Source organism: Bifidobacterium aerophilum (assembly GCF_010667685.1).
Lineage (GTDB): Bacteria > Actinomycetota > Actinomycetes > Actinomycetales > Bifidobacteriaceae > Bifidobacterium > Bifidobacterium aerophilum.
Map to the genome: position 1 here is coordinate 38,428 of NZ_WHZW01000022.1, position 10,635 is coordinate 49,062.

Genomic DNA, 10,635 nt, shown 5'->3' on the forward strand with positions numbered 1-10,635 from the left:
AGTGGGTTATGCCGACTTACGATATTGGATTGGAACACGTTTCGCTCGCCTTCGCCACCAAAACCATCTTCACCGATGTGACGCAGGGCGTGTTCGAGGGTGACCGCATCGGCATCGTCGGCCGCAACGGAGACGGCAAGTCCACGCTGCTGCACCTGTTCCGCGGCACGCAGGAGCCGGATTCGGGCCGTGTCACCAAGCGCAACGGACTCACGTTCGGTATGCTCGACCAGCGCGATCCGCTGGATGACAACGCCACGATCCGTGAAGCCGCGCTGGAGGGGCGCGCGGATTACGAATGGGCCGCCGAGACGCGCTCGCGCGAGATCGTCGAGGCGCTGCTCGGCGGCATGAGCCTTGACGCGAAGATCGGCGAGCTGTCGGGTGGCCAGCGCCGTCGCGCCGATCTGGCCCGTCTCCTGCTGCACGACTGGGACATCCTCGCGCTCGACGAGCCGACGAACCATCTGGACGTGGTGACAATCCACTGGCTGGCCGAGCATCTCAAGAACCGCTGGTCGCGCGGCGAAGGCGCGCTGCTGCTGGTCACGCACGACCGCTGGTTCCTCGACGAGGTGTGCGAATCGATGTGGGAGGTCCACGACGGCGTGATCGAGCCGTTCGAGGGCGGCTATTCCGCGTACATGCTGCAGCGCGTCGAACGCGACCGTCAGGCCGACGTGCGCGAGACCAAGCGCCGCAACCTCGCCCGCAAGGAGCTGGCATGGCTGACCCGCGGCGCGCGAGCCCGTTCGACCAAGCAGAAGTTCCACGTCAAGGCCGCGCGCGAGCTGATCGCCGACGTGCCGCCGGTGCGCAACACGCTCGAACTGAAGCAGATGGCGACCTCGCGTCTCGGCAAGCAGGTCGTCGATCTGATCGACGTGACGCAGATCTTCGAACATATTCAAGGCGGCGCGGACGGTTCCGTTGCGGCGTCCGTCGACCCGGACGTGGCCGCGATGGCCGACTCCGCGTCGCGCGTGGACGTGGTGCGTCCGATGTACGCCGAACCGCAGGTGCATGGGTCGGTCGAAGTGGCCGTGACCGACATGGACGATCCGCGGCTGGTGGACGCCGGTGTGCCCGAAGCCGTCGAGGCGGCGGAGGCCGCGCGTGCGGCCGAAGTGGCGATGACCGACGAGGAGCGCGAGACGCGACGTCGGCTGACCGGCGGCGAGACGATCGGCGTCGACGTCGCCGCGGGCGATGCGGATGCCACGTCGGCCGCCCGCAAGATCACCGTCACCGGGCGCAAGATCCTCGACGACGTGACGTGGCTGATCGGCCCCGGCGACCGGTTCGGCATTGTCGGCGCGAACGGCGCCGGCAAATCCACGCTGCTGCGTCTGCTCGACGGCACGCTCACCCCGACCGCCGGCCACGTGAACATCGGCAAGACCGTGAAGTTCGCGGTGCTGTCGCAACGGCTCGACGAACTCGAGAAACTCGGCAAATACAAGATCAAGGAAGTGCTCAGCCGCTACAAGCCGAGCTATATCGTCGACGGCAAGGAGGTCACGCCCGGTCAGTTGATGGAGCGTCTCGGCTTCGAATCCGCACAGCTGATGACGCCGATCCGCGACCTGTCGGGCGGTCAGAAGCGCCGCATGCAGCTGCTGCTCATCCTGCTCAACGAGCCGAACGTGCTCATCATGGACGAGCCCGGCAATGATCTCGACACCGACATGCTCGCTGTGATGGAGGACCTGCTCGACACCTGGCCCGGCACGCTCATCGTCGTTTCGCACGACCGGTACCTGCTCGAACGCGTCACCGACGAGCAGTTCGCGCTCATCGGCGGCAAGGTGCGGCATCTGCCCGGCGGCGTGCAGGATTATCTCGACATGGTCGAGGACATCAAGAACGGCAAGCCGCTGCCGTCGCTCGAACCGGCGTACGGCAGGAAGAAGGGCAAGGGGAACGGTGGTGCGGCTGCGGAATCGGCCGCGACGATCGACCGGCCGGCTGCGGCAGCCGATGCGGACGACTCGGCATCGCCCAAGCTGACCGGCAAGGCGTTCCACGACGCGAGCAAGCGCGTCGCCGCCATCGACCGCAAGCTCGCCAAGCTCGAGGAACTTAAAAGCGATCTCGAATCGCAGATGGCCGCGCACGACCCGAGCGACTACGAGGGGTTGAACAAGCTCAACGAGCAGCTCAAGGCCGTCTCCGACGAATCCGACGAACTCACCGCCGAATGGATGGAGCTGTCCGAGCAACTCGAATAGCGGCGGGCGTCCGAACGGTGCGGTCGGCCGGTGTGACACGCCGAACGGGTGATCACGACACGCTTGATGCGTTTCGGACAATGGCGGATTGCCGGTGTTCCCGAAAACGCATCAAGCGTGTCGTGCACACCCCGCCGGCGTATCGCGGCCGTTCACGCCGCTACAGTTCGGCCTCATCCCAGCGGTCGGCGGACGGGATCGTGCGCAGAGTCGGCATCGCCAGTACGATCGCCACGTTGGCGGCCAGTGCGAGCAGGAACAGCGTGACGGTCATGCGGAAGCCGATCGTCGGCAGCAGCGATCCGGCGATCGCCGAACAGAACATCGTCGGCAGCATGCCCAGCAGATTCGTGAACGAGTCGACGCGTCCCTGCATATCGGTCGGCACCTTGGCGAACACGAATCCCATGACCAGCGAGTTGATCGTCGGGATCGGCAGGCCGCACAGCAGCGACGATACGAGAATCACCGGATACGCGTGGCTGACCAGCATCGGGACCATCGTCGCCAACGCGACCAGCGACATGACCACCAGGCCGGTGCCGACCTCCATCCGGTCGCACACGCGGGCCGCGATCACCGCGCCGACCAGTAGGCCGGTGCCGACCGCCGTGCTCACGAAGCCGATGCGCACCGAATCCACGCCGGAACCGACCATCTGCAGCTGCACCGCGGCGAATATGCCGTTGATACCGAAATTCAATAGCGCGGCGATCGTGCATATCGCCATCAGCGTGCGCCGGCGCAACGTCCAGCGCCAGCCCGCGACGAAATCGTCGACGAACGAACCGCGCGCGGAGACGGTCGCGTCGGTCGTGGCGTTTGCGTTGCCGCGCTCGCCGTTGCGTCCGATCGCGTCGCGCACATGCTCGTCGACGCGCAGCATGCCGGCGCTGACTCCGGCGACCGCATACATGAGCGATGCGGCGGCGAATGGCGCCCACGCGCCGAACGCGTACAGCATGCCGCCGAGCGGCGAGCCTGCGAGACCGATCACCGAATCGCGACCCTGATTGAGACTTTGCGCCTTCGGATAGTCGGCGGTCGGGATGATCGAGCGGAGCATCGCGTTCGTCGCGCCGCCGAACAGGCCGTTGATCGTGGACGCCGTGACGATGATGACGGCGAAGACCGGGAAGGTGAGCAGACCGGTCGCCAGCAGAACGAATACCACGCCCCACAGGACGGTGCCGCATACGGCGTTGAGGATGATGAGCCGCTTGCGATGGTGCCGGTCGACCAGTGTGCCGCCGAACACGTCAGCCACCTGCGCGGCGATGACGCTCGCCGTGGCCAGCCAACCGGCTGCGGGCAGCGAATGGGTGAGTGAGAATGCGATCAGCGAGATCGCGAAGCCTTTCATTGCCAGGCCCACGCCGGACGCGGTGTCGGCGGTGAACCACGCGCGGTATTGCGGATTGCGCCACAGCGGGGTGCGCGTGACGTGTGGGGCGGGTGCAGCAGGGGAGCCGGTTACCGCCGTGTCGTTCGTGATGCTGTTCATGATCGCTTCCGTCAGTCCAGATAGCGGAAGGCGGACAGTGCGATCATGACCTGTTCGGACCCGTCGCCTTCGACGTGCCGGTCGCCTATCGTGTTGGCCCACTTGTCGGCAACGGCCATCAGTTCCTGCTGCATCTGTTCGGCTTCCTCGAAGGTGAGCCGTGTGATCGTCATGCCGTCGAGCGAGTGCCGCCATTGTTCGGGGAGCGACGATTCGGCCTGACGGTAGCGTATGCGCGCCTCGCTGACGGTGGCGGACACGGATCGTGCGAGCGCATCGGCGGATGCCGGGTCGGTGCTCTGGTCGGAATGGACGACGAGTTTTGGTGTGGTGGCCCGCCAGCAGCTTTTGCGGGCGTCGCCGTCGGGCGAGGGGACCTGTTCGACGAGTCCGGCTTTGGCGAGCTGCCTGAGATGGTAGCTGATGGTGCCGGCCGATTCTCCGGTGCGTTCGGCGATGTCGCCCACGGTGAGCGCGTCGGCGGGCGCCGCCACGATGTTCATGATGCGTATGCGCGTCGGATGCGATACGGCGCGCAGCTGCGCAAGATCGGCATCATGCTTGTTGTTGGTCATGGAATGCTTCCTACCTGTTGATGATCGTCCGATGTATTTTACAAGAAATATTGTACAACAAATCTTGTATAAATCGGCGAAGGAGACCGTATCTCAACAACAACGCGATGCTCCTGTTGAGTTATGGTCGTTTGGAGGGGCGGAAACGACCGTAACTCAATGAGAACGTTGCGTTGTTGTTGGGTTACGACCTGTGAATGATGCCGATGTCGTTCGTATGATGGCCGTTTGTGTCGGCGGATGACGGCGGACAACGAAAAGGCTCCTCGCCGATGGACGAGGAGCCTAGGATATGGCTGCTGGGCAGCGGTGCCGTCGGACCGGGGTCAGCGGCCGGTGATCTCCGAACCGATGACCTTTTCGCTCAGCGCGCGCGGGCCGCGGGTCACGGCGACCGCGCCGGAACGCACGAGCTCGATGATGCCGTAATGCTCGAGAAGGCCGAGCAGCGCATCGATCTTGCCCTCCGCGCCGGTCGCCTCGATGGTGAGCGATTCGGGGTTCACGTCGACCACGCGGACACGGAACAGACGCACGATCTCGAGCACGTCCGAACGGTTCGACTGATCGGCGGCGACCTTGATGAGCACCAGTTCGCGCTCCACGGTCGTGTCCGGGTCGAGGTCGACGATCTTCAGCACATGCAGCAGCTTGTTGAGCTGCTTGATGATCTGTTCGAGCGGCAGATCATCGACTTCGGCGGTCACCGTCACGCGCGAGATGTCCGGACGTTCGGTGGGGGAGACGGACAGCGAGTCGATGTTGAACGCACGGCGGGCGAACAGTCCGGCGATACGGGCCAGCACGCCGGGACGGTTCTCCACAAGCACCGACAGCGTGTGACGCTTGGAACCAGGCTGGGAAGCGGGATAATTTGCCATTGGAAGTATTCTCCTTAACCCTTCGCGAACCTTAGAAACCGGCCTCGCCGAGTTCGACCGGCCCGGCCTCGCCATGCGGGCGCAACGGCTGCGTGCCCGGGCGGTACGTCACATCGTCATTCGACGCGCCGGCGGCGACCATCGGCCATACCATCGCGTCCTTCCACACGCGGAAGTCGACGAGCACCGGACGATCGTTGATGGAGTTCGCCTTGTCGATCGCGGCCAGCGCCTCCTCCTTGGTGAACGCACGCAGGCCGACGCATCCGTACGCCTCGGCCAGCTTCACGAAATCAGGCACATCGAAGAATTGCGGCGTGCTCTCCTCGGCCTCATTGTGCGCCTCGCCGTCGAGCAGGTTCGTCTGCGAATAGTGCTGATCGTAGAACAGCGTCTGCCACTGGCGGACCATGCCGTATACGGAGTTGTTCAGAATCGCGATCTTGACCGGCGTATGGTCGAGGAAGGCGGTCGCCAGCTCCTCGCTCGTCATCTGGAACGAACCGTCGCCGTCGATCAGCCACACCGGCTTCTTGCCTCCGAAATCACGTGCGGAGGCGACCGACGCGCCGATCGCGGCCGGCAGGCCGAAGCCCATCGTGCCGAGGCCGCCGGAGGAGATCCACGAATGCGGCTTCTTGAAATCGATGAGCTGCGCGGCCCACATCTGATGCTGGCCCACGCCCGACACCCAGATCGTCGACGGATCGGCCTTGGCCGACAGCTGCTCGACCACCCACTGCGGCTGCAGCGTGCCGTCGGTCGGCTGGTCCTCCGGCTCGTCGTAGCGGATCGTGTAGCGTTCGCGCAACGCGTTCAGCTCATCCCACCACGGCTTGAGGTTCGGCTTGCCGCCGATCGCCTGCGAACGCTTGATCTCGGGGATCAGATCTTGCAGCACGGTCGCCACGTCGCCGACGATCGGAACGTCCGGCGCGCGGTTCTTGCCGATTTCGGCCGGGTCGATGTCGATGTGGATCACGCGGGCGCCCGGCGCGAACGCGTCAAGCTTGCCGGTGACGCGGTCATCGAAACGTGCGCCGATAGCGACCAGCAGATCGCAGCGCTGGGCTGCCGCCGTCGCCGCGACCGTGCCGTGCATGCCGAGCATGCCGAGGTTCTTCGGATTCTGATCCGGCACGATGCCGCGCGCCGGCAGCGTCGTGACGATCGGGGCGCCGGTCACTTCGGCCAGTTCGGCGACTTCCTTCGATGCGTTGGAACGGGACGCGCCGCCGCCGACATACAGCAGCGGGCGGTACGACTGCGCGAACAGCTTCGCCGCGTCGGACAGCACGCGGCCGTGCGCCTTCGTGACCGGGCTGTAGCCGGGCAGGATCATGCGCTGCGGCCACGAGTAGTACATCTCGCCGACCTGCGCGGTCTTCGTCAGATCGACCACGACCGGGCCGGGCCGGCCGGAGCGCGCGATGTAATGCGCCTCGGTGAGCACGCGTGGGATGTCCTGCGCGCGCGTGACCAGATACGAATGCTTGACGACCGGGTAGGTTGCGCCCACGATGTCGGCCTCCTGGAAGGCATCCGTGCCGATCGCGTTCACGCCGACCTGACCGGTGATGACGATCAGCGGCACCGAATCCATGTTCGCGTCGGCGATCGGGGTGATCATGTTCGTCGCGCCCGGGCCGGACGTGACGATGCACACGCCCACGCGACCCGTAGCCACCGCATAGCCCTCGGCCGCGTGACCGGCCGCCTGCTCGTGACGCACCAGCGTGAACCGGAACTTCGTATTGTCGTTGATCGCATGGTAGACCGGCAGGATCGCTCCGCCGGGCAGACCGAACACGTCCTGAACGCCCAGATCCTCCAGCGAACGAACCAGCGCCTGTGCGCCGGTCATCTTCTCGCCGTCGACAATGGTCTGCTTATCGCTGCCCGCGTGCGTTTTCGGCACGCCGCTGAATGCCTGAAGAGGCGTTGGAGTCGCCATGATCCCTCTCAATTGGTGGTTCCGGCCCGCCATGTGCGGTGCTTGTGGCAATTGCACACGGGGCGCGGTTTGTCAAGTCCTGATTCACACCATCCTAGTGTGGACGGTGAAATACGGCGATTCGTTGCCCGCATGGTGGCGGGTCGAACGGTGGCGGAACGAGGTCAGCCCAGCGCCTTCCACGCCACCTCGGCCGCGGCGAGCTGCGCCTTGCGCTTGCTTGAGCCGGTGCCGGAGCCCCAGACCTTGTCGTCGTCGCCGAGCAGCGCCTGCGCGGTGAACACCGGCTCGTATTCCGGTCCGGAAACCGCCATACGGTAATGCACTTCGCCCTTGCCGAGCTGGTGCGCCTTGACTTCCAGCGAGGTCTTCCAATCCAGCGCCGGTCCTTCGGCCGCCATTTCGGTCAGCGTGTCGTCGACCAGGCGGTGCACCACCTCGCGGGCGCCGTCGATGCCGTGCTCGACGAAGGTGGCGCCGATCAGGGATTCCACGATGTCGCACAGGATGGAGCTTTTGTCTGCGCCGCCCTGCTCCGCCTCGCCGTGGCCGAGCAGGATGTAGGGGCCCACATGCAGCTTGTCTCGGGCGATCACGCTCAGCGCACCCTCGGAAACGGCCTTCGCGCGGATCTTCGCCAGCTGACCCTCGGTCATGTCGGGATGATTCGCGAACAGGGTTTCGGTGGCGACGAGCTCAAGTACCGCGTCGCCGAGGAATTCGAGGCGTTCATAGTTCAGGGCGCCGGGATGCTCGTGGGAGAAGGAACGATGGGTGAGCGCCTGCACGAGCAGTTCCGGGCTGATCGTGGTGCCCAGCGCCTCCAGCAGGGGATTGGACGGGCTGGTCGGGGCGGGGACCGCGGTGGTGTTCGTAGTCGTCGAAGTCATGGCTTCCTCTTTATCGCGCCGTCGGGACAGTGGTTGGCCCGCGGATATGAAAAAGCCCCGCCACCCGTCGATGGCAGGGCTTTTATGCGTTCAACGCAACCGGATCACTTGGTGTGAGCGGAGCGGATGGCCTCGCGGTAGGTGCGGCCGCGGAAGTTGCCGCAGCTCGGGCAGGCCATGTGCGGCAGCGCCGGGGCGCCGCAGTTCGGGCAGGTGACGGTCTGCACAGCAGACGCCTTCCAATTCGCGCGACGCGAGTGAGTGTTGGCGCGCGAGGTCTTGTACTTAGGCAGTGCCATTTGTATTCCTCTGTTTCGTTCGAACGATTGAGCTTAAGCGTTCGGTAGTTTAGCGCAACGGGCGTACAAAGTCCAGTCGGGAGACGTGCAGGCCTATTCCTGTGCCTCCAACTGGGCCTTGAGCGCGGCCAGTGAGGCGAACCGGTTGTCGACCACGTCGTGATGATGGTCGGGATCCTCGTTCAGATCCGCGCCGCACTGCGAGCACAGTCCACGGCAGTCGGGGCGGCACAGCGGCTGCAACGGCAGCTCTTCGACCAGCGTGTCGCGGATCAACGCCTCGAGATCGGCGAATGCGCCGTTGTCGAGCAGCGGGTACGTGTCCTCCGACTCGTCCTCGCCGGCGATGATCTCGACTTCGCCCTTCTCCTCGCGACCGTTCTTGCCGTTACGACCGGCCGTCGCGGATTCATAGGGGAAGAACGCGGTCACATCCACGCCCCAATCGCGTTCGATCGGCTTGAGGCATCGCGTGCATTCGGCGTGCACCGGCGCGTTGATGCGGGCGCTCAGGATCAGGCCGTCGACGATCGAGTCGAACGAGCCGGACACGCGCACGTCGGCGCCTTCCGCCACGCCGATCACGTCGTCGCCGATGCCGCTGGGCGCGGGGAACACGGCGTCGATCGGCTTGCTCTGGCCGGCGCGCGACGCGACCTGCGCCACGGACACGGCCCACTGGGAATCTTCAGGACGGGGCATGGGATCAGCCTTCCGGATAGTCGTTGTTGTCAAGATGGGGGAGTTGCTCGCCGGCGGTGCGCTGGCGTTCATACAGTACATTAAGGCCGGCCTGCACGTCGCGGTCGAGCTTGCCGAGCTGTGCCTGCAGACCCTCCATCACCGTGGTGCAGTACTTGTCGGCGCCCTGCGTGAGACGGTCGGCCTTGGCCTGCGCCTGATCGAGGATCGCGCGCGCCTTCTGACGCGCGATTTCGGTGACATTCTCCTGGCCGGCGAGGAACTGCGCCTGGTCGTTCGCGTCCTTGATCATGTCGGCCGCCCGGCTTTGCGCCGAGGCGACGATAGCGTTCGCCTGCGTCTGGGCCGACTCCAAGCGGCGTTCGGCCTCGCGCATCAGGGCCGACGCGCGTTCGAGCTGCACGGGGAGCATCTTCTTGAGTTCATCGAGCTGACCGGCGAACTCGTCGCGGTCCACCTTCACCATGCCGGGCGTGAAGATGCTGCCCTTGGCCTCGTCCAACGACGCCTCCAGCTGGTCGATGATGTCGTACACGGTGGTGAATTCGTCGCGAGACTGCGCGCCGGCCGCGTCGAAGCCATCCGAATCGGAGGCGTTTGATTCGCGCAGGTCCGGCAGGGAATCCATCGGGAACGCATGGCGTGGTCCGCCGTCCTTGGTCGGGGCGGGGGCCGCAGGCGCGGGGTCCTGCTGCGGGGCGGTCCGTTGCGGGACCTGCTGGGGGGATGCGGGCTGGGTCACCGCAGGTGCCGCCGGCTGCGTCGCACCGGGATCGAACCCGGCGGGCGCGTCGACCGGGGTTCCCGCCGCGTCGGCGCCTCCCACGGGCGCGCCCTGCACCGCGCGTTCGTCCGTCTGATCGGTCATCTGACCCAATGCGTCGGTCATAACGATCAATTCCTTCCTTCATACGCCGGTCGTCCGGCGGGACGCGACTCGCTTTCCGACTGCAGCGCCTCGACCAGCATCGGCACCACGCAATCGGGCACCATGCCGGTCACGTCGCCGCCGTGGCGGGCCACGTCCTTGACGATCGAACTGGAAATATGCTCAAGTATCGGATCGGCCGGCAGGAACAACGTCTCGATGCCGGCGAGCTTGCGATTGACGAGCGCCATGCCGAGTTCCGCCTCGTAATCGCCGTTCTGGCGCAGGCCCTTGACGATGACGGTCGCGCCGACCCGCTTGCAATAGTCGGTGATCAGCCCCTCCGTCGAGGCGACCTTGATGTTGTCGTACCCGTCCTTGGCGATGGCGCGGCGGATCACCTCGACGCGCGTGTCCTCCGAAAACATCGGCGTTTTCGCGGCGTTGACCGCCACCACCACATGCACCTCGTCGAAGAAGCGCGCGCACCGTTCGATCACGTCCAAATGCCCGGCGGTTACGGGGTCATACGATCCTGGACACACTGCGATAGTCATACGGTACAGCCTACCGCGTCGCGGCGAAGTCGGCGGGGCGGCGTGCTGTGTCGTTTCGCCGAAGGACCGGGGTGGCCGGTCGCGGTCGGGTACGGTCGCACCGTGTTTAGTTAACTGATGGATTGAGTGGCGACGCTGACGCTCGCACCATGCGTGGTGTTGTTTGAAAAACGT

The 10,635-nt window shown here is 65.4% G+C and carries 9 protein-coding genes and 2 pseudogenes; 2 read left to right on the forward strand and 9 right to left on the reverse strand.

What is annotated here, in order from left to right:
* Positions 1-8: 8 nt before the first annotated feature.
* A pseudogene (locus GFD25_RS10110) lies at positions 9-1,890 on the forward strand (ABC-F family ATP-binding cassette domain-containing protein); the annotation flags it as partial.
* Between the two features lie 98 nt (positions 1,891-1,988).
* Positions 1,989-2,231, forward strand: a pseudogene (locus tag GFD25_RS12600) (ABC transporter C-terminal domain-containing protein); the annotation flags it as partial.
* 160 nt (positions 2,232-2,391) lie between these two features.
* On the opposite strand, the gene GFD25_RS10115 reads toward GFD25_RS12600, so the two are convergent.
* The 9 genes from GFD25_RS10115 to coaD form a co-directional block, all read right to left on the reverse strand.
* Positions 2,392-3,735 carry an MFS transporter gene (locus GFD25_RS10115; RefSeq protein WP_163232469.1) on the reverse strand — a complete coding sequence of 448 codons (1,344 nt, stop codon included), beginning with the start codon at positions 3,733-3,735 and terminating at the stop codon, positions 2,392-2,394.
* An 11-nt stretch (positions 3,736-3,746) separates the two neighbouring features.
* Positions 3,747-4,310 carry an ArsR/SmtB family transcription factor gene (locus tag GFD25_RS10120; RefSeq protein WP_163232471.1) on the reverse strand — a complete coding sequence of 188 codons (564 nt, stop codon included), beginning with the start codon at positions 4,308-4,310 and terminating at the stop codon, positions 3,747-3,749.
* A 326-nt stretch (positions 4,311-4,636) separates the two neighbouring features.
* Entirely contained in the window at positions 4,637-5,191 is a 555-nt protein-coding gene (gene ilvN / locus GFD25_RS10125) for an acetolactate synthase small subunit (RefSeq protein WP_163232473.1), read from the reverse strand.
* Between the two features lie 31 nt (positions 5,192-5,222).
* Entirely contained in the window at positions 5,223-7,145 is a 1,923-nt protein-coding gene (locus tag GFD25_RS10130; RefSeq protein WP_163232475.1) for an acetolactate synthase large subunit, read from the reverse strand.
* Between the two features lie 164 nt (positions 7,146-7,309).
* The gene (gene rnc, locus GFD25_RS10135; protein WP_163232477.1) at positions 7,310-8,035 is read right to left on the reverse strand and encodes a ribonuclease III; all 726 of its coding nucleotides are present in this window, start codon (positions 8,033-8,035) and stop codon (positions 7,310-7,312) included.
* A 104-nt stretch (positions 8,036-8,139) separates the two neighbouring features.
* Positions 8,140-8,334, reverse strand: a complete 195-nt coding sequence (gene rpmF, locus GFD25_RS10140) for a 50S ribosomal protein L32 (RefSeq protein ID WP_163232479.1) — start codon at positions 8,332-8,334, stop codon at positions 8,140-8,142.
* A 93-nt stretch (positions 8,335-8,427) separates the two neighbouring features.
* A complete protein-coding gene (locus tag GFD25_RS10145; RefSeq protein ID WP_163232481.1) occupies positions 8,428-9,036 on the reverse strand; it encodes a YceD family protein in 609 nt (202 codons plus the stop codon).
* Positions 9,037-9,040: 4 nt separating this feature from the next.
* The gene (locus GFD25_RS10150) at positions 9,041-9,904 is read right to left on the reverse strand and encodes an ATP synthase F0 subunit B (RefSeq protein WP_163232493.1); all 864 of its coding nucleotides are present in this window, start codon (positions 9,902-9,904) and stop codon (positions 9,041-9,043) included.
* A gap of 26 nt (positions 9,905-9,930) precedes the next feature.
* Positions 9,931-10,461 (reverse strand): pantetheine-phosphate adenylyltransferase, encoded by a 531-nt coding sequence (coaD, locus tag GFD25_RS10155; protein WP_163232483.1) that lies wholly within the window; start codon positions 10,459-10,461, stop codon positions 9,931-9,933.
* Positions 10,462-10,635 lie beyond the last annotated feature (174 nt).

Coding starts and splice junctions, on each gene's coding strand:
- GFD25_RS10115 (WP_163232469.1), bottom strand. CDS start 3,735: ATGAACAGCATCACGAACGACACGGCGGTAACCGGCTCCCCTGCTGCA.
- GFD25_RS10120 (WP_163232471.1), bottom strand. CDS start 4,310: ATGACCAACAACAAGCATGATGCCGATCTTGCGCAGCTGCGCGCCGTA.
- ilvN (WP_163232473.1), bottom strand. CDS start 5,191: ATGGCAAATTATCCCGCTTCCCAGCCTGGTTCCAAGCGTCACACGCTG.
- GFD25_RS10130 (WP_163232475.1), bottom strand. CDS start 7,145: ATGGCGACTCCAACGCCTCTTCAGGCATTCAGCGGCGTGCCGAAAACG.
- rnc (WP_163232477.1), bottom strand. CDS start 8,035: ATGACTTCGACGACTACGAACACCACCGCGGTCCCCGCCCCGACCAGC.
- rpmF (WP_163232479.1), bottom strand. CDS start 8,334: ATGGCACTGCCTAAGTACAAGACCTCGCGCGCCAACACTCACTCGCGT.
- GFD25_RS10145 (WP_163232481.1), bottom strand. CDS start 9,036: ATGCCCCGTCCTGAAGATTCCCAGTGGGCCGTGTCCGTGGCGCAGGTC.
- GFD25_RS10150 (WP_163232493.1), bottom strand. CDS start 9,904: ATGACCGATCAGACGGACGAACGCGCGGTGCAGGGCGCGCCCGTGGGA.
- coaD (WP_163232483.1), bottom strand. CDS start 10,461: ATGACTATCGCAGTGTGTCCAGGATCGTATGACCCCGTAACCGCCGGG.